Origin of the sequence: Pedobacter paludisoli (genome assembly GCF_052344095.1) — a bacterium.
GTDB lineage: Bacteria > Bacteroidota > Bacteroidia > Sphingobacteriales > Sphingobacteriaceae > Pedobacter.
This window is the reverse complement of the sequence record NZ_CP179926.1, coordinates 2,938,074-2,959,903: the sequence shown is the minus strand read 5'-3', so window position 1 is coordinate 2,959,903 and position 21,830 is coordinate 2,938,074. Positions and strand designations below refer to the sequence as shown.

Below are 21,830 nucleotides of genomic sequence, written 5' to 3'. Positions count from 1 at the left end.
TGCAAATAATTGGTTTGCTTTTTGTATGTTGTTAAAAACACACATGCATGAAACAACCCTAAATTAAATGAGAACACTATTTTTACTAATAGCTGCTACCGCAATAGGTATGCTAAGCAAGGCACAGGAATTACCACTAAAGAAAGAGCCTGTATTTCAAGAAGGTGAAGTATTAAAATATAGATTGCGTTATGGTTTCGTAACAGCGGCAGAAGGCGTATTAAAAGTTACCAATTCCGATTTAAAGTTCGATAATCAGCCAACCTATAAAATAAGCGTGGATGCTGAAACATCAGGAACTTTTGATGTGTTTTATAAAATAAGAGACCACTACGATTCTTATATTGATAAAACAGATCTAACACCCTATTTTTACCAAGAAAATATTCGCGAAGCGAATTATACCCGGAAAGATAAAGCTCGATTTCATCAATCAACAAAAAAAATAGTTTCAAATAGAGGAAATTTTAACACGCCAACTACACAAACGTTCGATTTGGTTTCGGCATATTATTTCGCTAGAAGTTTAGATATCACTAAATTGAAACAAGGAGATAAATTTAAACTCAATTATTTTTTACAAGATGAAGTATCGGCATTGGAGATAGAGTACATAGGAAAAGAGACAATTAAAAGTAAACTAGGGAGTATTCGGTGTTTGAAATTTAGTCCAACTATAAAACCAGGGCGTATCTTTAAAAAGGACAGTCGTCTCTATTTGTGGGTAACGGATGATGGAAATCGGGTGCCGGTGAAAGCGCAAGTAGAAATATTAGTTGGTGCTGTTACAATGGAATTAAAATCAGCAGAAGGGTTGAAATACCCATTGGCAAAAGAATAATGATGATAGAAGTTGAACATGTACTGGTACATGAAGATGTGCTTAAAGAGAACTTTGTATGTAATTTAAACAAATGCAAAGGAATCTGTTGTGTAGAGGGTGATTCTGGAGCCCCCTTGGATGTAGAAGAAACAGCCATATTGGAAGATATATATCCGAAAATAAAGCACCTGCTAAATGAAAAGGGAATTAAAGCGATAGAAGAGCAAGGTGTGTATGTGACGGATTTGGACGGAGATTTAACAACGCCTTGCGTGGATACCAATAAAGAATGCGCCTATGTGTTATTTGAGGGCGGAATAACAAAATGTGCTATTGAAAAAGCATATGAACTAGGAATAGTAGATTGGCAAAAGCCTATATCCTGCCATTTATATCCCATTCGTATTACAAAATACCCTGAGTTTGAAGTGTTGAACTACGATAGATGGCACATTTGTCATGATGCATGTACCTTTGGAAGAGAACTAAAGGTGCCTGTATATACTTTTTTAAAAGGGCCACTTATTCGAAAATATGGAGAAGCATGGTATAAAGAACTAGAAAGTTCTGTAGAAGTGCTGTAATTAGGTAGATTTACTACTTACTTTTGATTAATCTGTTGATTTTTTTAAAGGAAATAGATTATTAAATTGGTTCTTTGTACTATCAATAGTATTTTAGCAAAATAAATACGTTATTGCTGTGAAAAAAATTTTAATTACCGGAGGAGCAGGCTTTATTGGGTCGCATGTAGTTCGTCGCTTCGTGAACAATTACCCTCAATACGAAATTGTAAATTTAGATAAGTTAACCTATGCTGGTAACTTAGCAAATTTGACCGATATTGAAAATAAGGCAAATTATCGCTTTGTTAAAGAAGATATTGCCGACGCCGCTGCAATAAATGCCTTGTTTGAGGCCGAAAACTTCGACGCAGTTATTCATCTAGCCGCCGAAAGTCACGTAGATCGTTCTATCGCAGACCCTACCGCTTTCGTAATTACCAATGTTATTGGAACGGTAAATCTTTTGAACGCTGCAAGAGCTTATTGGAAAGGTGATTACGATAAGAAAAGATTTTATCATGTAAGTACCGATGAGGTATACGGAGCCTTAGGAGAAACAGGCATGTTTACCGAAACTACAGCATACGATCCGCATAGCCCTTATTCAGCTTCGAAAGCAAGTTCAGATCATTTTGTTCGTGCATACCACGATACATATGGCTTAGATTGTGTGATTTCAAATTGCTCAAACAATTACGGATCGCACCATTTCCCCGAAAAATTAATTCCTTTAGCCATTAATAATATCAAAAATAATAAGCCAGTGCCTGTATATGGCAAAGGCGAAAATGTGCGCGATTGGCTTTGGGTTGAAGATCATGCCCGTGCTATTGACGTAATTTTTCACAATGCAAAAACTGGTGATACCTACAATATCGGTGGTCATAATGAATGGAAAAATATCGATTTAATTCATTTATTGTGTCAGATAATGGATCAAAAATTAGGTAGAGAGGCAGGTGAATCTGCAAAATTAATTACCTATGTAACCGATAGAGCAGGCCACGATTTACGTTATGCAATTGATTCGACAAAACTTCAAGAACAATTGGATTGGGTACCAAGCTTACAATTCGAAGAAGGATTAGCCAAAACGGTTGATTGGTATCTGCAAAATGAAGATTGGTTAAGCAATGTTACTTCAGGCAATTATCAAACGTATTACGAAACCCAATACAGTACTAAATAATGGAAATAGAGCAAACGGGATTAAAGGACTGTGTTATTATAAAACCACGCGTATTTGAAGATCAGAGAGGATATTTTTTCGAAAGCTTTAACCGCAATACCTTTGAAGAGAAAACGGGTTTATCAGGTAATTTTGTGCAAGATAATCAATCCTTTTCGTCATATGGAGTCATTCGCGGTTTACACGCGCAAAGTGGAGAATTTGCGCAAGCAAAACTAGTTCGTGTTTTAAAAGGTGAAGTATTGGACGTTGCCGTTGATATTCGTCCGGGTTCGCCCACATATGGTAAACATATTTCAGTAAAGTTAAGTGCTGAGAACAGATTACAATTGTATGTTCCTAGAGGATTTTTGCATGGTTTCTCCGTATTAAGTGAAACTGCGGAATTTTTTTACAAGTGCGATAATTTTTACAATAAAGCCTCTGAATTAGGTGTTTTGTATAACGATCCGACCTTAAATATTGATTGGTTGATTCCAGCGGGTAAAGAATCTATATCCGATAAAGATTTAGTTTTAAATTCTTTCTCATCTCTATAACATGACAAAAATACTCGTAATTGGTGCAGGTGGACAATTGGGGCAATGTTTAAAAACGGTGGCGCAAAGACGTACGATTGAGAATATTGTTTTTCCTTTAGAACAAGAAGCCAATATTTTAGATAAGGAAGGACTGATTTCGCTATTACAACGCGAACAGCCAAATTATGTGATTAATTGCGCCGCTTATACAGCTGTGGATAAAGCAGAGGATGAAGTTGATTTGGCGAAAGCAGTAAATGAAACGGGCGCAGCCTATTTGGCTGAAGCCTGTCAATTAAATGACGCGAAATTAATTCATATTTCTACCGATTTTGTTTTTGAAGGAAATGAGGTTAAACTATTAACCGAAAGCGATATCGCGGTGCCAATAAATGTGTACGGTGTAACAAAGTTAGACGGAGAAAAAGCCGTTGAACAGATTTTAAAAGAACATTTTATCATCCGAACAAGCTGGCTCTATTCTGAGTATGCCAACAATTTTGTAAAAACCATGCTTAAATTGGGTGCAGACAGAGATGAATTAAACATTATTGCTGATCAGGTTGGGACCCCAACGTATGCGATTGATTTAGCGAACACAATTTTTGACGTGATTGAATCTGGATCAGATGCTTATGGTGTGTATCACTACAGTAATGAAGGGGTAACTTCATGGTTTGATTTCGCGAAAGCAATATTTGATATCAGTAATACAACTGTAAACGTTCATCCTATCCCAACTTCTGCATATCCTACGAAAGCAACACGTCCACCTTTTTCGGTAATGGACAAAACCAAAATTAAACAGGCATTTAATTTATCTATCCCTTATTGGAGAGATAGTTTGATCGCTTGTATACAACAATTGAATAAACAATAACTGAATTCACCATAAATTTTAGCTTAAAATCTCAATTATGAAAGGTATAATTTTGGCCGGCGGTAGCGGTACGCGTTTGCATCCATTAACACTTGCGTGTAGCAAGCAAATGATGCCCGTTTACGATAAACCAATGATTTATTACCCGCTATCAACGTTAATGTTAGCCGGTATTAAAGAAATTTTAATTATCTCAACACCCCACGATCTTCCAAATTTTGAAAAATTATTGGGTGATGGAGCCTCGTTAGGATGTAAATTTAGCTACGCGGTGCAAGCAGAGCCAAATGGCCTTGCTCAAGCTTTTGTAATAGGAGAAGAATTTATTGGTGATGATAAGGTTGCTTTGGTTTTAGGCGATAATATTTTTTATGGCGATGGAATGGCGAAACTTTTACAAGCCAGTTCAGATCCCGAAGGAGGAGTGGTTTTTGCGTACCAGGTTTCAGATCCTGAACGATATGGTGTAGTTGAATTTGATGAACATAAAAATGTACTTTCCATCGAAGAAAAACCAGTAGCACCAAAATCGGATTATGCGGTGCCTGGGTTGTATTTTTACGATAACGAGGTGGTTGAAATTGCCAAAAATATTAAACCATCACCTCGCGGAGAATACGAAATAACAGATGTAAATAAAGTGTATCTTGAAAGAGGAAAGCTTAAAGTTGGTGTTTTGAGTAGGGGAACAGCTTGGTTAGATACAGGAACATTTACTTCTTTAATGCAAGCTGGTCAGTTTGTGCAAATTATCGAAGAGCGCCAGGGATTAAAAATTGGCTGTATTGAAGAAATTGCCTATCGAATGGGATTTATCAACGCAGAACAATTGGAAGCAATTGCAACGCCATTAGTTAAGAGTGGATATGGTAGTTATCTGCTAAAGCAAATAAAGAAATAAATGAGACCAGCGAAAGCTGGTTTTTTTGTTTGGCACCAGAAATTGGCGGTGTTTTTGCAGATGCAGAACGTTACTAAACCCGGGCGAAGCGGATAGTATTATTTTGAAAAAATAATTGCTTAGAGCAAAGCACGGGATGGGCGTTAAGATGTGCAGTGCACTTGCTTTCCAAAAAATAGCAATAGCACAAATAGATAATATTCTATATTTGCTTTTTACCTTATGAATGTGAACATGAACAAGCAAATTGCAGTTATTGGTTTAGGTTATGTTGGACTACCATTGGCGATTGAATTTGCAAAGAAATATAAAGTTGTCGGTTTCGATATTAATTCGGAACGGGTATTGGAGTTGGGAAATGGTTTGGACAGAACAAAAGAAGCAAATCTGGAAGATTTAAAGGCGGTTATCAATCAAACACCCGAAAAGGGGCTACGTTTCAGCTCAGAATTGCAAGATATCGTAGCTGCCACGATTTATATTGTTACGGTTCCAACACCCATTGATCAGCTAAAAAGACCAGATTTAGTCCCGCTGATAAAGGCATCCGAAATGTTAGGCGCAGTTTTAAAACCGGGGGATATTGTGATCTACGAATCAACGGTATATCCAGGTTGTACCGAAGAGGATTGTGTACCTGTTTTAGCACACCGTTCAGGATTGAAATACAATGAAGATTTCTTCTGTGGGTATTCGCCCGAAAGGATTAATCCTGGCGATAAAGTAAATACACTTACTAAAATTAAAAAGGTTACTTCAGGCTCCACTGCAGAAATAGCACAAGAAATTGATCAATTGTATGCCTCCATTATTACTGCGGGCACCCATTTAGCCCCAAGTATTAGAGTAGCAGAAGCATCAAAAGCAATAGAGAATGCGCAACGCGATGTGAATATTTCCTTTGTGAATGAACTGGCTTTAATATTTGATCGGATGGGGATTGATACCTCGGATGTTTTGGCCGCTGCTGCCACAAAATGGAATTTCTTGAACTATAAGCCAGGTTTAGTTGGAGGACATTGTATTGGGGTTGATCCCTATTATTTAGCGCATAAATCAGAATCGCTAGGGTATAAACCAGAAGTAATTCTTTCGGGAAGACGCGTAAACGATACGATGGGGATGTTTGTAGCAAACAAAGTTATAAAGCTGATGATTGCTAAAGATAAAACTATAAAAAATGCGCAGGTGCTCATTTTAGGGTTTGCCTTTAAAGAAAATTGTCCGGATACTCGAAATACCCGCGTAATTGATATTTATAAAGAATTAAAAGCTTTTAGTATGGATGTGGATGTTTACGACCCCTGGGCCAATGTAGAAGAAGTTGAACTGGAGTATGCTATTTCTCTTATACAAAAGCCGGCTAATAAAATTTACGATGCTATAATTTTGGCGGTAGCGCATCAGCAGTTCTTGTCGCTCGATTTTGAAAAAATAACCGATAAAAGCAGTATTATTTTCGATACCAAATCGTTTATTGATCGTGACTTGGTGGATGCACGACTGTAATTTTGGTTACGCTATTGAAAATAAGTTTTAAAGATGTCAATTCCCTTATCCTAATAATTAAGTATTTGCACAATTTCATGTCGTAAGCTTTTTTTTACTTTGCATTTATTGTGTATGTTTGTCAGATTAAAAACATGAGATTAAGTATATGAAAGTTGCACTTATTACGGGGGTTACGGGGCAGGATGGTGCCTATTTAGCGGAGTTTTTATTAAAGAAAGGCTATTTTGTACACGGTATTAAGAGGAGATCATCTTTATTTAATACAGACCGTATTGACCATTTGTATCAAGATCAACACGAGAATAATGTACGCTTTAAACTGCATTATGGAGATTTAACTGATTCAACCAACTTAATTCGGATTATTCAAGAAACGCAGCCCGATGAGATTTTCAACTTGGGGGCAATGAGCCACGTAAAAGTATCTTTCGATTCGCCAGAATATGTTGCCAATGTAGACGGCATTGGAACCCTTCGTCTTTTAGAAGCGGTACGGATTTTGGGAATGGAGAAAAAAACAAGAATTTACCAAGCATCAACCTCAGAATTGTACGGAGGGATGCCTGAAAATAAAAATGAAAAGGGTTTTTATGATGAAAACTCGCCATTTTATCCGCGTTCACCTTATGGGGTAGCAAAGATATATGGTTTTTGGATTACGAAAAATTACCGCGAAGCATATAATATGTTTGCTTGTAATGGTATTCTATTTAATCACGAAAGTCCGCTTAGAGGAGAAACGTTTGTAACCAGAAAAATTACACGTGCGGCTGCCAAGATAGCTTTAGGCTTGCAAAACTGCTTGTATTTAGGGAATTTGTCTGCAAAACGCGATTGGGGGCATGCAAAAGATTACATTGAAGCCATGTGGTTAATTTTGCAACAAGATAAACCAGAAGATTTTGTGATTGCCACTGGAATTACGACCACTGTTCGTGATTTTGTGCGCATGAGCTTTGCCCATCTAGGAATTGAAATAGAATTTTCTGGAAAGGATGAAAACGAAAAAGGTGTTATCATTGATGTTGATCCAGAAAAGGTAGTAAGCCTGGGCTTAAATAGCGAAAGCCTAAAACTTGGCACGACAGTTGTAAAAGTTGACCCACAGTATTATAGACCAACAGAAGTTGATTTGTTGTTAGGTGATCCAACAAAAGCAAAGACGCAACTGGGTTGGGAGCCTAAATACGACTTACAAGGATTGGTTGAAGATATGGTTAATTCAGATCTTCAATTGATGAAAAAAGACGAATACTTAAAACAAGGAGGGTTTGAAACCCTAAACTATTTTGAATAACAGTTAATTTTGGTTTTGATACTAGGCAACGCGTATATAAATTAAAATAAAGCATGGCAACAGATCTACTTTTGCGAGTAGATGAACGCCAAATAAACCAAATACCGATTGTATCGGCATAATATGAAACAAAGATTAGTAGCATTTTTATCCATTTTGTTTTTAGTACTTCTTGTTAGTTTATCAGCCTCAGCACAGAACTATTCGTCTGTTAAGGTTGATGAATTATCCGATACCCAAATTAGACAAATGATTCAGCGTGCTGAATCGGTGGGGTATTCAGAAGCGCAGTTGGAGCAAATGGCCGCGGCGCAGGGCATGAGGCCAGAGGAAATCCAAAAATTAAAGATTAGGGTAGAAAAACTGAAGAAACAGACCGCTACTAATTCAAATGATACTGATTCGGAAACTTCAACGGAAGATAATAGTAGAAAATATACAGACTCAAAAGCCGATTCTTTAAGAAGAAAAAGAGAAGATAACAGGATTGATATTTTTGAAGCATTAAAGCCAAAAATTTTCGGTGCTGATTTATTTAAAAATAGTAACATAACTTTTGAGCCGAATGTTCGATTAGCTACCCCGAGAGGCTATATTATTGGTCCAGACGATGAACTTTTAGTAGATATTTCTGGAGATAATGAAGCTAATTATAAATTAAAGGTCAGCCCTGATGGCACGATTCGCTTGCAGTATGTTGGGAATGTGTCGGTTGCGGGGCTTAGTATGGATCAAGCGACATCGAAAATTAAGTCTTCGATGTCAGGAACCTATCCAGCAATTAAATCAGGTCGTACTACAGTCTCTGTAAATCTTGGAAATATTCGCAGTATAAAAGTAGTATTAACCGGCAATGTCGTGAAGCCCGGCACATATACGCTTTCTTCACTATCAACGGCATTTACCGCGCTTTATGCAGCTGGAGGGCCCAACGAAAATGGTTCTTATAGAAAGATTCAGGTTATTCGAAACAATAAAGTGGTAAGTACCATTGACGCCTATGACTTTATAGCCGGCGGGATTCAAAAGGGAAATGTTCGCTTGCAAGATCAAGATGTAATTAATATTCCGGTATACGAAACACGTGTTGAAGTAAGTGGCGAGATTAAGCGCCCAGCTTTGTTCGAGGTGTTAAAAGGGGAGAGCCTTCAATCAGTGTTGCATTTTGCAGGCGGTTTTACGACACAAGCCTATACGGCGAAAATTAAGGTATTTCAAAACACGGATAAAGAGCGAAAACTAACTGATGTTGCAGCTGCTGAGTTCGGTACCTATCAACCAAAAAATGGTGATCGCTTTGTAATTGAAGGTATATTGGATCGTTTTGAGAATCGGGTAGAAATTGTAGGCGCTGTCTTTAGACCCGGACAGTATGAACTGGAAAAGGGACTTACGTTGCGCGGTTTAATTAATAAAGCGGATGGCCTAACGGAGGATGCTTTTTTAAATCGTGGATACATTAGTCGTCTCAATCCAGACAATACGCAAGCATTGATTTCCTTTGATGTGGCAAAGATTATTTCTGGCGCTGATACTGATATTAGTTTACTAAGAGAAGATAAAATCACGATTAACTCCTTGTTTGATTTAAGAGATGAATATAAAATAACTATTCAGGGAGAGATTAGAGTGCCGGGTAGCTTTGATTATGCCGATAACATGACCTTAGGTTCTGTTATTCAAATGGCTGGAGGATTTAAAGAAGGAGCAACCCCAAACAGAATTGAAGTTTCAAGACGCGTAAAAAATAGCGATGTTACCGAGAAGTCGGCCATAGCAGCCGAGGTATTCACCATTGATTTGAACCCCGATTTAAGTTTTAAAAATGAGGCATTTATTCTAAAACCATTCGACATCGTTACGGTTAGAAGTTCAGAAGGATATTCGACCCAAAAACAAGTTAAGTTAGAAGGGGAAGTTGTTTATCCGGGTATCTACACAATTACGCGAAAGGATGAAAAAATTTCTGATTTAATTAAGCGCGCAGGTGGATTAACCTATTATGCGTATCCAGACGGGGCATCGTTAAAAAGACCTGGGGCAGAAAAAATAAATCCTTCGGATAAAAATGCCATTGACACCAAAGAAGAAGAAGAGAAAAAGTATTTAGCATTAAAGAGAGCGCAAGAGGCTGGTGTGAAAGATACCTTGACGAAAGATGTAGAACAAAAATTAATAGAAAGTGATTTGGTGGGTATTAATCTGGAGAAAATTATAAAGAAACCAAACTCTAAGTACGATTTAATTGTGGAGGATGGGGACGTCATTCGGGTACCTCGTACCTTGCAAACGGTTAAAATTACGGGTGAAGTTTTAAATCCGAATAGCATCATCTATTCGAGTGGTAAGGGACTAAGGCAATACATTAATGGCGCAGGCGGTTTTACAACGAATGCACGCAGAAACGGAACCTACGTGAAATATGCCAATGGATCAGCGGCATCGGTGACCAAGTTTTTATTGTTTTTTAATAACAACCCACAAATAAAGCCAGGTGCAGAGATAATGGTACCTAAACGTGCAGAAAGAGAACGCTTAACGGCCCAAAGTTGGATTGGAATTGGAACCGCTGTGGCATCTTTGGGTGCCATTATTGTGAGTTTATTGAGGTAATGATAAAGTCATTCTGAGGAACGAAGAATCTCTATTGAATAGTTTTAAAAAAAAGAATAAAAAAACCAATGGCTGAAAGTCAGACAAAAATAAACACAAAGGACGATGAAATTTCGCTTAAGGACTTGATTCTTAAGATAAGGGAATGGGTGAAGTATCTATTGTCTAAATGGCTTATCATAGTATGCTTTGGCTTGGGGGGTGGAGTAATTGGGTTTTTCTATGCCAATTCAAAAAAGCCAGTTTATACAGCCAGTACCACTTTTGTTTTAGAAGAAGATAAGGGAAGCGGTGGAATAGGAGGCTTGGCTGGATTGGCTTCGATGGCTGGAGTTGATTTGGGTTCCGGAGGCGGCGGTATTTTTCAAGGAGATAATATTCTTGAGTTGTACAAATCGCGCAAAATGATTGAGCAAACATTGTTAACAGAGGTTGACTATGAAGGGAAAAAGCAATTGCTGATCGATCGATATATTGCATTTAATACGTTAAAAGATAAATGGAAAGAGAAACCCGAATTGTTAACGATTAATTTCTCAGAGAGACTTCCACTAAAATCTCAAATCTTAAATCTCAAATCTGAAAGATTAAGAGACAGTGTTTTAGGTACCATTGTTGCGGATATAAATAAAAACTATTTAACTGTTGCAAAGCCTGATAAGAAACTAAGCATTATCAAAGCCGAAGTGAAAGCAAGCGATGAATTTTTTGCTAAAGCATTTGACGAGCAAATTGTAAAAAATGTAAATGATTTTTATGTACAAACCAAAACCAAGAAATCGGTTGAGAACGTACAAATTTTACAGCAAAAGACGGATTCTGTTCGTGCAGTTATGAATGGGGCGATTTATACCGCTGCAGCTGTAGCAGATGCTACGCCGAATTTAAATCCAACAAGACAGGTACAGCGCATTGCTCCAGCTCAACGTTCGCAATTTTCTGCAGAGACAAATAAAGCGATATTGAGTTCTCTGGTGCAAAATTTGGAAATGGCAAAAATTTCCATGAGAAAGGACGCTCCGCTAATTCAAATTGTTGATGAACCGGTTTACCCACTGCGTAAAGATGTTTTTAGTAAGATAAAAGGAATAATTTTAGGTGGGATTATATTAGGCTTTTTATCAGTAATATATCTAATTTTCAAAATAATTTTAAAAAATATATTAAGTGAATAACCCTAAAATTGCAATTATTGGATTAGGCTATGTTGGTCTTCCTTTGGCAATAGAGTTTGCCAAAAAATATAATGTACTTGGCTTTGATATAAATCAATCCCGTATTGATGAACTTTCGAACGGTGAAGACAGAACTAAAGAGGCTGATTTGGAAACTTTGAAAGAGCTCTTACAGCGCAAGACGGAATCTGATGGTATAGTGTTCTCATCAAATACAGATTTACTTAAAGAATATAACGTTTATATTGTAACTGTACCAACGCCAATCGATCAATTTAAAGCTCCAGACCTTACTCCGATATTGAAAGCATCAGAGATGCTTGGTAAAGTATTGTCGAAGGGAGATATTGTTATATATGAGTCTACTGTATATCCTGGGTGTACGGAAGAAGATTGTGTGCCAGTACTTGAAAGATTTAGTGGGCTAAAATTTAACGAGGACTTTTATTGTGGTTATTCTCCAGAGAGAATTAATCCGGGAGATAAAGTGAATACACTTGTTAAAATTAAAAAAGTTACATCTGGCTCTACTCCTGAGATAGCTGATGTGGTTGACAATCTTTACTCTAGCATTATTTTAGCAGGAACACATAAGGCACCAAGTTTAAAGGTTGCTGAGGCTAGTAAAGCAATTGAAAATGCGCAAAGAGATGTTAACATTTCATTTGTAAATGAGTTGGCATTAATTTTTGATCGCATTGGTATAGATACAACGGATGTAATTGATGCAGCTGGTACCAAATGGAATTTCCTTAAGTATAAACCGGGTTTAGTAGGCGGGCATTGCATTGGAGTAGATCCATATTATCTGGCACATAAGGCTGAATCATTGGGTTACCACCCCCAGGTTATATTATCCGGAAGAAGGGTGAATGATAATATGGGCATGTTTGTTGCAAATAAGGTGATCAAGCTAATGATTCATAAAGGACATAAAATTCAGGGCGCAAAGGCATTGATTCTTGGTGTAACATTTAAAGAAGATTGTCCAGATATTCGAAATTCTAGAGTTATTGATATCTATACAGAATTGAAACAATTTGGTTTAGGTGTAGATGTTTACGACCCACATGCAGATGCTCAAGAAGTAAAGCATGAATATAATATCGATCTAATTCAGAATATTAACTCGAAATATGATGCTATTATATTAGCCGTAAGCCATAAAGAATTTTTAGAATTAGATTTTAGTAAAATTAAAAATGGTGAAGATTCTGTAGTTTTTGATACAAAATCTTTTCTAAATAGAGATTTGATTGATGCAAGACTTTAATTGACCATATACAATATCGACTGTGAAATATGATGTGATAGTAATTGGCGCTGGTTTGGTGGGTTTATCAACCGCCTATCATATAAAATTTGCTAATCCTAAAATTAAGGTATTAATTTTAGAAAAGGAATCTAGTGTAGCCAAACATCAATCGGGTAATAATAGTGGTGTAATTCACAGCGGTATTTATTATAAACCTAATAGTTTAAAGGCTCAAAACTGTATTTCAGGTTATCATTCTCTATTGGATTTTGCAGATAAAAATGAAATTTCTTATGATATCTGCGGAAAAATCATAGTTGCAACCTCTGCAAAGGAATTTAAGGTACTTGATAATATTTTTGAAAGAGGTAAAGAAAATGGACTTGTTGGTATAAGGAAAATCAGCGCTGAAGAAAGTAGAGAATTTGAACCACACTGTGCAGCCTTATCAGCCATACATGTGCCACAAACAGGAATTATTGATTATCCAAAGATGGCTAAAAAGCTATTGGAAATTTTTAAAACCCAGTATGGAGGTGAAGCAGTTTTCAGGCAAGAGGTAACAAATATAATTCAAAAAGACAATCAAATTATTGTCGAGACGAGGACAGAGCATTATGAAACTAATAACTTAATAAGTTGTGCTGGATTATTTTCAGATAGAGTTGCCAGTTTAAGCGAAAAAGACAACGATTTAAGAATAATACCTTTTAGGGGAGAATATTATAAGTTAAAACCAGAAAAAGAATATTTAGTTAAAAATTTGATATACCCTGTTCCTAATCCTGAATTCCCTTTTTTAGGTGTTCATTTTACCAGAATGATTCATGGAGGAGTCGAAGCAGGTCCAAATGCTGTATTAGCTTTCAAAAGAGAGGGATATAAATTCAGTGATTTTAACCTTAAGGATTTTGGGGAAAGCCTCACTTGGCCAGGTTTTTGGAAAATTGTAGGTAAATATGGTCAAACGGGTATCGGTGAAATTTATCGTTCATTGTCTAAAGCGGCCTTCACGAATGCGCTAAAAAAGTTAATCCCAGAAATAGAAGCGGATGACCTGATTGAAGGTGGTGCAGGCGTTAGGGCACAAGCATGTGATAGGAAGGGAAATCTGATTGATGATTTCAATATCCTGCAAAATAAAAACATCATACATGTGAGAAATGCACCATCTCCAGCAGCAACATCATCCTTATCAATCGGTAAATTATTGAGTGAAAAAATTTTAAATTAAAGCTATGAAAGATGCCATCCAAATGGTAGACCTGAAAGGTCAATATTTAAAAATTAAAGATGAAATAGATGCTGCAATTCAACATTGTATTGATACAACAGCATTTATTAATGGACCACAAGTAGGTGAATTCAAAAAGAGTTTAGCACGATATCTTGATGTTAAACATCTGATTCCATGCGCAAACGGAACGGATGCCTTACAAATAGCATTAATGGCTCTGGACCTTAAGCCAGGTGATGAAGTAATCGTTCCATCATTTACCTATGTTGCTACTACTGAAGTAATTGCCTTACTTGGCTTAGTACCGGTTATGGTCGATGTTGACCGTGACACTTTTAATGTGACAGCGGATATTATTAAACCTGCAATAACCAATAAAACAAAAGCGATTGTTCCGGTTCATTTGTTTGGGCAAAGTGCCAACATGGAGGAAATCATGTCAGTAGCAAATGAATATAATTTGTTTGTTATTGAAGATAATGCACAGGCAATAGGTGCAGAATATACTTTCTCGGATGGTAAAAAAGTAAAAGCCGGTACAATTGGTCACATAGGAACAACATCGTTTTTCCCTTCTAAAAATTTAGGTTGCTATGGCGATGGTGGTGCAATATGCACTAATGATGATGATTTCGGTGCTAAAATCCAGATGATTGCCAATCATGGTCAGGTTAAAAAATATGAGCATAAATATATCGGTGTAAATTCGAGGCTGGATACCATGCAAGCCGGTATTTTGAGTGTTAAATTGAATCATTTAGACGAATATTCAAATGCAAGAGGTAACGCTGCTGCATACTACGATAAACACCTAGGAACCATTGAAAATCTTCAGATTCCGGCAAGAAATCCTCAATCCACCCACGTTTTTCACCAATATACCATTTTAGTAAAAGATGGAAAAAGGGATGAATTAAAAGGCTTTTTGGCTGATAAAGGTGTTCCGGCCATGATATATTATCCAATCCCCTTGAATCAACAAGAGGCATTTAAAAATATTAGCAGAGTTGTAGGAGATTTGCCAGTTTCAACTCAACTATGTAAGTCGGTACTGTCTCTTCCAATTCATACAGAAATGCAGGAGCGTACGCAAGATTTTATTATATCATGTATTAAAGAATTTTATGGGAACTAGTAAGTATAAAGCACATGAAACCGCAGTTATTGATGAAGGCTGTGAAATAGGAGCAGGTGTTAGTATCTGGCATTTCTCTCATATTATGCCGAATTGCAAGATTGGAGATAAATGTAACATCGGACAAAATGTTGTGATTTCACCTGATGTTACACTGGGTAAAAATGTTAAGGTTCAAAATAATGTATCTATATATACCGGCGTTACTTGTGATGATGATGTTTTTTTAGGTCCATCAATGGTATTTACAAATGTGATTAACCCACGAAGCGCTATTAACAGAAGAGATCAATATACAAAAACTCATGTAGGAAAGGGCGCTTCAATTGGTGCAAATGCAACTATTGTTTGTGGCCATGACATAGGTGAATATGCATTTATAGGTGCTGGTGCTGTAGTTACAAAGGCTATTCCGGCTTATGCACTTGTTGTTGGCAATCCTGCTAAACAATTGGGCTGGGTTAGCGAATACGGACATAGGTTAAATTTTGATGCTAACGGAATTGCAACCTGTAAAGAAAGTGCTCAGGAATATAAGCTAGTTAATAATATTGTTGAAAGAATAAAATAATGGCTAATCAAAATAAAATAAAATTTGCAGTTGTAGGCTGCGGGCATATTGGTAAAAGACACGCCAGTATGATTCAGGGAAATGATGATTGCGAGCTAGTGGCGTTGTGTGATACTAAGCCAAGAAACGAATTAGGCATTGAAGCTTATACAGAGGCAACTTTATTTTCTTCCATTGACGATTTGTTCAATTCAAATTTAGAATTTGATGTGGTATCAATTGCAACACCAAATGGTTTCCATGAAGAACATGCGTTAAAGGCATTGAGTAGGAATTGCCATGTAGTAGTTGAAAAGCCAATGGCTTTAACAAAGGCAGGTTGTGAGAAGGTTATATTTAAGGCACTACATAAGCACAAGCAGGTATTTTGTGTGATGCAAAACAGATACTCTCCACCTTCAGAATGGTTAAAAGACATTTTGGAACAAGGTATTCTGGGTAAGATATATATGGTTCAAATTAATTGTTATTGGAATCGTGACGATAGATATTATAAACCTGATCCTAAAACAGGTAAGCCTAGTACTTGGCATGGTACAAAAGCATTAGATGGTGGAACCTTATTTACTCAGTTCTCGCACTTTATTGATTTGATGTATTGGTACTTTGGCGATATTAAAAATATCAATGCCCGCTTACATGATTTTAACCATCAAAATACAACCGATTTTGAAGATTCTGGGTTTGTAAGTTTTGATTTTGTTGATGGAGGTATTGGTAACCTAAACTATTCTACTGCAATTTGGAACAAAAACCTAGAAAGTTCAATAACTGTAATTGCAGAAAACGGCTCGCTTAAGGTTGGTGGACAATATATGAATGAAGTTGAGTATTGTCATATCAAAGATTATGAAATGCCAATTTTAAAAGAAAGCAATCCACCAAATGATTATGGTCCATATAAAGGATCTGCAGCAAATCATCATTATATCTATGAAAATATTGTTGATGTTATAAATGGCAAGGGTAATATTACAACCAATGCTTTAGAAGGTTTAAAAGTAGTCGATATAATAGAGAGAATATACGCTAGTGATAAATGAAAATATTAAATTTAATCGGTAGAACTCAGGAATTATTCAATCGCGACATCCAAAATAATGAGATTAGACTCAGTGAAGCTGTAGGCCAATCGAGATTCTTGGTAATTGGAGGTGCAGGCTCTATTGGGCAAGCTGTAACTAAAGAAATCTTCAAACGCAATCCAAAGAAGCTTCATGTTGTGGATATTAGTGAAAACAACATGGTAGAGTTGGTAAGAGATATCAGAAGTTCTTTTGGATATATTGATGGAGATTTCCAAACCTTTGCTTTGGATATTGGCTCAATTGAATATGATGCATTTATCGAAGCAGATGGTGAATTTGATTATGTGCTTAATTTGTCTGCTCTGAAGCATGTTCGTAGTGAAAAAGATCCTTTCACTCTGATGAGGATGATTGATGTAAATATTTTCAATACTGAAAAGACAATAAATCAATCTATTGCAAAAGGAGTAAAAAAATATTTCTGTGTATCTACAGATAAAGCAGCAAATCCTGTTAATATGATGGGGGCATCGAAGCGCATCATGGAGATGTTTTTAATGCGTAAAAGTAAAGAAATAGCGATTTCTACCGCTCGTTTTGCAAATGTTGCATTTTCAGATGGTTCACTATTACATGGCTTTAATCAACGTATTCAGAAAATGCAGCCTATTGTTGCACCAAATGATATTAAAAGATATTTTGTTATTCCTAAAGAATCAGGAGAGCTTTGTTTAATGTCCTGCATTTTCGGAGAAAATAGAGATATTTTTTTTCCAAAGTTAAGTGAAGATTTACATTTAATCACTTTTGCAGATATCGCAGAGAAATATTTAAAAGGATTAGGCTTTGAGCCATATTTGTGTAAAACGGAGGAGGAAGCCAGGGAATTGATTAAAACTTTGCCAAAAGAAAAGAAATGGCCATGTTTGTTTACCCATAGCGATACAACAGGGGAGAAAGACTTTGAGGAATTCTTTACCACGAATGAAGTATTAGATATGGAGAAATTCGAAAACTTAGGCATCATCAAGAATGAACCATCATTTGATGATGAGAAACTACAATATTTTACAAATACCATCGAAAAATATAAGGATGCAAGAAAGTGGACAAAAGAGGACATTGTAGATCTTTTCCATAACATGATTCCTGATTTCGGGCATAAGGAGACAGGTAAATATTTAGATGCTAAAATGTAAAGAGATGTCAGATAAATTTCAAAGCGTTGTAGATTTTATTAAAAACCAGTTTCCGAACAAAGACTTTATAGGTTTGCACGAGCCTGTTTTTATTGGTAACGAAAAAAGATATGTAAATGATGCAATTGATTCGACCTTTGTATCTTCAGTAGGGGCTTATGTTAACCGCTTTGAAGAGATGATGGCCGAAATCACGGGTGCAAAATATGCTATTGCTATCGTGAATGGAACAAATGCGCTCCATTTGGGCTTGTTGTTAGCAGGTGTAGAGCAAGAGAATGAAGTAATTTCACAGGCATTAACCTTCATCGCAACCGCAAACGCAATCAGCTATATTGGCGCTAAGCCGGTATTTATAGATGTTGACAGAGATACACTGGGTATGTCTCCAGCTGCACTAAAGAACTTTCTTGAATCAAATGCTGAATTAAGGGTTGATGGGAGCTATAATAAAAAGACCGGCAAACGCATTGCTGCATGCGTACCCATGCATACTTTCGGTTTTCCCTGCAAGATAGATGAAATTGCTGCAATCTGTGCTGATTGGAAAATAGAATTGGTAGAAGATGCAGCCGAATCATTGGGAAGTTATTATCAGGGAAAGCATACAGGCGTATTTGGTAAAGTCGGCATATTTAGCTTTAACGGAAATAAGACCGTTACGTCTGGTGGCGGTGGTGCATTGATTACAAATGATGAGGAAATAGCCAAAAAGGCGAAACATTTAACCACACAAGCCAAAGTACCCCATAAATGGGAATTTGTACATGATGCTATTGGATATAATTATCGCATGCCTAATTTAAATGCGGCTTTAGCTTGTGCGCAATTGGAGCAGTTGAATATGTTTATTGAAAACAAGAGGCAATTGGCTTCAGCATACAGTAAGTTTTTTGATGCGCATTCGATAACTTTTGTAAAAGAACAACAAGAATCAAAAGCTAATTATTGGCTTAATGCACTTCTACTTGAAAATCTGGAAGAGCGAAATAAGTTTTTGGACTTTACAAATACAAATGGGGTTATGACTAGGCCGATTTGGGAATTAATGAACCGTTTGCCTATGTTCACAAATTGCCAAACTGATGAGTTAACTAATAGTATCTGGATTGCAGATCGGTTGGTTAACATTCCTAGTGGTTTTAGGGTTAAGTAATTGATGAAAAATAAGCTTATTTTAATTGGAGGCGGAGGGCATTGCCAGGTTTGTATCGATATAGTTGAGCAAACAGGTCAGTTTGAAATTGCAGGCATATTAGATATCGATGAATTAGTTGGAACCACGGTATTAAATTATGAGATTATAGGCACTGATCAGGATATTTTAAAATATGTTAATCTAGGTTATAGTTTTCTGATCACAATAGGGCAAATAAAATCGAGTTTACTTAGGAAAAAGCTTTTTGTTCAGCTTAAAGCGAGCGGAGCGAAAATAGCTACTGTAACATCACCACTTGCATATGTATCAAAACACAGCAGCTTGGGTGAAGGTACCATTGTAATGCATCATGCAATAGTTAATGCCGGAGTGACAGTTGGGCACAATTGTATACTAAATAGTAAATGTGACATAGAGCACGATGCTATAATTGGCAATCACACACATGTTTCTACAGGGGCAATTGTGAATGGAAATTGTTCAATTGGAAATGGCGTTTTTATTGGAAGTAACGCTACGATTGCTAATCAAATAACCATTAGCGATGAGGTTATAGTAGGTGCTGGATCGGTGATTATCAAAAATATTTTAACAAAAGATATACAGGTTGGTAACCCTGCAAAAAGTTTAAACAAATGAATAATACAATTATAATTGCTGAAGCAGGCGTAAATCATAACGGAAATATAGAAAATGCATTCAGACTGATTGATGCAGCTGTAAATGCAGGTGTTGATTATGTGAAGTTCCAAACTTTTAAGGCTGATAAATTAGTTTCAAATCAAGCAAAAAAGGCAGATTATCAGATTGATAACACAAAAAATGCAGAAGAATCTCAACTGGAAATGCTCAAGAAGCTAGAGCTTTCTGAAAAGGATCATGAAAGGTTAATTCAGTATTGTAAGGATAAAGCTATTAAGTTCTTTTCCACTGCTTTTGATTTGACTTCTTTGGAGTATTTATCAAATATGGGATTGGATATGGTTAAAATTCCATCGGGAGAAATAACCAATTTACCCTATTTGCGTTTAGCCGCTAAACTTTTTAACAATGTAATCCTATCTACTGGTATGGCAACCATAGATGATATCAGGCTAGCGCTGGATGTTTTTTTAGATTCCGGGATAGCTAAAGAAAATATAACCATATTGCATTGTAACACAGAGTACCCAACCCCGATGTCGGATGTTAATTTAAAAGCCATGCTTAACATTGGCAATGAATTTGGAACGACAATTGGTTACTCCGATCATACTTTGGGTATAGAAGTGCCAATTGCAGCAGTTGCATTAGGTGCTAAAATGATTGAAAAACATTATACTCTGGATAGAAATTTACCGGGTCCGGACCATCTTGCTTCGTTGGAGCCGCAAGAGCTTACAGCTATGGTTCTTGCCATTAGAAACATTGAGAAAGCCATATTGGGTTCTGGTATTAAGGAGCCTTCTAACTCTGAAAGAAAAAATATTGAAATTGCTAGAAAAAGTATTCATTTAAAAAATAATAAGTTGGAAGGCGAAGCGATTTCGGAGCAAGATCTGGAAATGCTCAGGCCCGGAGACGGTATTTCTCCAATGGAAATGGACAGTATTATTGGCAGGATTGTAAATAAATCGCTGGAAGCAGGACATAAGCTATTATTAACAGATTTATCATCATGAGAATAGGTGTATTAACCAGTTCGCGGGCAGATTTTGGGATCTATTTACCTCTACTAAACAGATTGAGGCAAGATTCGTTCTTTGAATTGGCTATTATTGCATTTGGTACCCACTTATCACCTTTTCATGGAGAAACGGTCAAACAGATTCAAAATAATGGTTTTGAAGTTAAACATAAGGTCGAATCAATGTTGTTAACCGATACGCCAGCAGCTATAACAACTGCTATAGGTTTAACAACAATAAAATTTGCCGATTTTTGGGAAAAAAATAAACCTGAATTTGACCTTGTACTTTGTTTAGGTGATCGTTATGAAATGTTCGCTGCTGTAACTGCAGGTATTCCTTTTCAAATACCCTTTGCACATATCCATGGAGGCGAGACCACTTTAGGTGCAATAGATAATGTATATAGACATGCCATAACTCTGGCCTCAAAATATCATTTTGTAGCAACTAAAGCTTACGCTGAAAGAGTTGCTGATATAACCGCAAGCCAAACAAATATTACTGTTGTAGGGGCACTAAGTTTAGATAATCTTTCAACCTTGAAATTATTAAGCATAGACGAATTTAATTCAAAATGGGGAATTGATTTATCTATCAGAACCATCCTTTGCACATTTCATCCTGAAACTGTTTCGTACGAAGCAAACGAAGAATACGCAGATGAATTAATTCAGGCAATCAAAAAACTTCTACCGGAGTATCAGGTTTTAGTTACTATGCCAAATGCTGACACCGCAGGAAATATTATTAGGAATGCATTGAACTCAAACTTTAAAAATACAGAGAATGTGTTTTTAATAGAAAATTTAGCATCTCAAAGTTACTTTACGGCAATGAAATATTGTAGCTTTTTGCTAGGGAATACTTCTAGCGGAATTATAGAAGCTGCATCATTTGGCAAATATGTAATTAATTTGGGCAATCGTCAAAAAGGAAGAGCGGCAGGGCACAACGTAATTCATGTTAAAATATTAAAAGATGATATCCTTGCAGCTGTAAATTCTATTGGAATGATGCAAACTTTAAACAGCCAAAACATCTATTGGAATGGTGGCGCAACAAATAAGATAATTGAACATTTGAAATCTATCTCATAAAA

20 protein-coding genes are annotated in these 21,830 nt (G+C 36.5%); all 20 read left to right on the top strand.

What is annotated here, in order from left to right:
- Positions 1–67 precede the first annotated feature (67 nt).
- On the top strand, positions 68–841 hold the full coding sequence (locus tag ACJVDK_RS12030) for a DUF3108 domain-containing protein (RefSeq protein WP_443936905.1): 774 nt from the start codon (positions 68–70) through the stop codon (positions 839–841).
- A gap of 2 nt (positions 842–843) precedes the next feature.
- Entirely contained in the window at positions 844–1,407 is a 564-nt protein-coding gene (locus ACJVDK_RS12025; RefSeq protein WP_443940051.1) for a DUF3109 family protein, read from the top strand.
- A gap of 118 nt (positions 1,408–1,525) precedes the next feature.
- The gene (gene rfbB, locus ACJVDK_RS12020; RefSeq protein ID WP_443936904.1) at positions 1,526–2,578 is read left to right on the top strand and encodes a dTDP-glucose 4,6-dehydratase; all 1,053 of its coding nucleotides are present in this window, start codon (positions 1,526–1,528) and stop codon (positions 2,576–2,578) included.
- On the top strand, positions 2,578–3,117 hold the full coding sequence (gene rfbC / locus ACJVDK_RS12015; RefSeq protein WP_443936903.1) for a dTDP-4-dehydrorhamnose 3,5-epimerase: 540 nt from the start codon (positions 2,578–2,580) through the stop codon (positions 3,115–3,117). Before rfbB ends, rfbC begins: the two co-directional genes overlap by 1 nt.
- Before the next feature lies 1 nt (position 3,118).
- Positions 3,119–3,979, top strand: a complete 861-nt coding sequence (gene rfbD, locus ACJVDK_RS12010) for a dTDP-4-dehydrorhamnose reductase (RefSeq protein WP_443936902.1) — start codon at positions 3,119–3,121, stop codon at positions 3,977–3,979.
- Between the two features lie 37 nt (positions 3,980–4,016).
- Complete coding sequence (gene rfbA / locus ACJVDK_RS12005; RefSeq protein WP_443936901.1) at positions 4,017–4,880, top strand: glucose-1-phosphate thymidylyltransferase RfbA; 864 nt, start codon at positions 4,017–4,019, stop codon at positions 4,878–4,880.
- A gap of 234 nt (positions 4,881–5,114) precedes the next feature.
- Entirely contained in the window at positions 5,115–6,389 is a 1,275-nt protein-coding gene (locus tag ACJVDK_RS12000; protein WP_443936900.1) for a nucleotide sugar dehydrogenase, read from the top strand.
- Positions 6,390–6,537: 148 nt separating this feature from the next.
- Entirely contained in the window at positions 6,538–7,689 is a 1,152-nt protein-coding gene (gene gmd / locus ACJVDK_RS11995; RefSeq protein ID WP_443936899.1) for a GDP-mannose 4,6-dehydratase, read from the top strand.
- Between the two features lie 123 nt (positions 7,690–7,812).
- Entirely contained in the window at positions 7,813–10,302 is a 2,490-nt protein-coding gene (locus tag ACJVDK_RS11990; protein WP_443936898.1) for an SLBB domain-containing protein, read from the top strand.
- Positions 10,303–10,625: 323 nt separating this feature from the next.
- Positions 10,626–11,477 (top strand): lipopolysaccharide biosynthesis protein, encoded by an 852-nt coding sequence (locus tag ACJVDK_RS11985; protein ID WP_443936897.1) that lies wholly within the window; start codon positions 10,626–10,628, stop codon positions 11,475–11,477.
- Entirely contained in the window at positions 11,470–12,750 is a 1,281-nt protein-coding gene (locus tag ACJVDK_RS11980) for a nucleotide sugar dehydrogenase (RefSeq protein WP_443936896.1), read from the top strand. The genes ACJVDK_RS11985 and ACJVDK_RS11980 overlap by 8 nt, the downstream gene beginning before the upstream one ends.
- Positions 12,751–12,772: 22 nt before the next feature.
- A complete protein-coding gene (lhgO, locus tag ACJVDK_RS11975) occupies positions 12,773–13,966 on the top strand; it encodes an L-2-hydroxyglutarate oxidase (RefSeq protein WP_443936895.1) in 1,194 nt (397 codons plus the stop codon).
- 4 nt (positions 13,967–13,970) lie between these two features.
- Complete coding sequence (locus tag ACJVDK_RS11970) at positions 13,971–15,104, top strand: DegT/DnrJ/EryC1/StrS family aminotransferase (protein WP_443936894.1); 1,134 nt, start codon at positions 13,971–13,973, stop codon at positions 15,102–15,104.
- Positions 15,094–15,675 (top strand): acyltransferase, encoded by a 582-nt coding sequence (locus ACJVDK_RS11965; RefSeq protein ID WP_443936893.1) that lies wholly within the window; start codon positions 15,094–15,096, stop codon positions 15,673–15,675. The genes ACJVDK_RS11970 and ACJVDK_RS11965 overlap by 11 nt, the downstream gene beginning before the upstream one ends.
- A complete protein-coding gene (locus ACJVDK_RS11960; RefSeq protein ID WP_443936892.1) occupies positions 15,675–16,718 on the top strand; it encodes a Gfo/Idh/MocA family protein in 1,044 nt (347 codons plus the stop codon). The genes ACJVDK_RS11965 and ACJVDK_RS11960 overlap by 1 nt, the downstream gene beginning before the upstream one ends.
- Entirely contained in the window at positions 16,715–17,902 is a 1,188-nt protein-coding gene (locus ACJVDK_RS11955) for a UDP-N-acetylglucosamine 4,6-dehydratase (protein WP_443936891.1), read from the top strand. The genes ACJVDK_RS11960 and ACJVDK_RS11955 overlap by 4 nt, the downstream gene beginning before the upstream one ends.
- A 4-nt stretch (positions 17,903–17,906) precedes the next feature.
- Positions 17,907–19,058, top strand: coding sequence for a LegC family aminotransferase (locus tag ACJVDK_RS11950; protein ID WP_443936890.1), 1,152 nt, complete (start codon positions 17,907–17,909; stop codon positions 19,056–19,058).
- A 3-nt stretch (positions 19,059–19,061) separates the two neighbouring features.
- Complete coding sequence (locus tag ACJVDK_RS11945; RefSeq protein ID WP_443936889.1) at positions 19,062–19,700, top strand: acetyltransferase; 639 nt, start codon at positions 19,062–19,064, stop codon at positions 19,698–19,700.
- Positions 19,697–20,722 (top strand): N-acetylneuraminate synthase, encoded by a 1,026-nt coding sequence (gene neuB / locus ACJVDK_RS11940; RefSeq protein WP_443936888.1) that lies wholly within the window; start codon positions 19,697–19,699, stop codon positions 20,720–20,722. Before ACJVDK_RS11945 ends, neuB begins: the two co-directional genes overlap by 4 nt.
- A complete protein-coding gene (neuC, locus tag ACJVDK_RS11935; RefSeq protein WP_443936887.1) occupies positions 20,719–21,828 on the top strand; it encodes a UDP-N-acetylglucosamine 2-epimerase in 1,110 nt (369 codons plus the stop codon). Before neuB ends, neuC begins: the two co-directional genes overlap by 4 nt.
- The last annotated feature ends 2 nt before the right edge of the window (positions 21,829–21,830 follow it).

Coding starts and splice junctions, on each gene's coding strand:
- ACJVDK_RS11950 (WP_443936890.1), top strand. CDS start 17,907: ATGTCAGATAAATTTCAAAGCGTTGTAGATTTTATTAAAAACCAGTTT.
- rfbD (WP_443936902.1), top strand. CDS start 3,119: ATGACAAAAATACTCGTAATTGGTGCAGGTGGACAATTGGGGCAATGT.
- rfbA (WP_443936901.1), top strand. CDS start 4,017: ATGAAAGGTATAATTTTGGCCGGCGGTAGCGGTACGCGTTTGCATCCA.
- ACJVDK_RS11960 (WP_443936892.1), top strand. CDS start 15,675: ATGGCTAATCAAAATAAAATAAAATTTGCAGTTGTAGGCTGCGGGCAT.
- ACJVDK_RS11985 (WP_443936897.1), top strand. CDS start 10,626: ATGGCTGGAGTTGATTTGGGTTCCGGAGGCGGCGGTATTTTTCAAGGA.
- neuC (WP_443936887.1), top strand. CDS start 20,719: ATGAGAATAGGTGTATTAACCAGTTCGCGGGCAGATTTTGGGATCTAT.
- ACJVDK_RS11945 (WP_443936889.1), top strand. CDS start 19,062: ATGAAAAATAAGCTTATTTTAATTGGAGGCGGAGGGCATTGCCAGGTT.
- neuB (WP_443936888.1), top strand. CDS start 19,697: ATGAATAATACAATTATAATTGCTGAAGCAGGCGTAAATCATAACGGA.
- ACJVDK_RS11955 (WP_443936891.1), top strand. CDS start 16,715: ATGAAAATATTAAATTTAATCGGTAGAACTCAGGAATTATTCAATCGC.
- rfbC (WP_443936903.1), top strand. CDS start 2,578: ATGGAAATAGAGCAAACGGGATTAAAGGACTGTGTTATTATAAAACCA.
- ACJVDK_RS11970 (WP_443936894.1), top strand. CDS start 13,971: ATGAAAGATGCCATCCAAATGGTAGACCTGAAAGGTCAATATTTAAAA.
- gmd (WP_443936899.1), top strand. CDS start 6,538: ATGAAAGTTGCACTTATTACGGGGGTTACGGGGCAGGATGGTGCCTAT.
- ACJVDK_RS11990 (WP_443936898.1), top strand. CDS start 7,813: ATGAAACAAAGATTAGTAGCATTTTTATCCATTTTGTTTTTAGTACTT.
- ACJVDK_RS12000 (WP_443936900.1), top strand. CDS start 5,115: ATGAACAAGCAAATTGCAGTTATTGGTTTAGGTTATGTTGGACTACCA.
- ACJVDK_RS12025 (WP_443940051.1), top strand. CDS start 844: ATGATAGAAGTTGAACATGTACTGGTACATGAAGATGTGCTTAAAGAG.
- ACJVDK_RS11965 (WP_443936893.1), top strand. CDS start 15,094: ATGGGAACTAGTAAGTATAAAGCACATGAAACCGCAGTTATTGATGAA.
- ACJVDK_RS12030 (WP_443936905.1), top strand. CDS start 68: ATGAGAACACTATTTTTACTAATAGCTGCTACCGCAATAGGTATGCTA.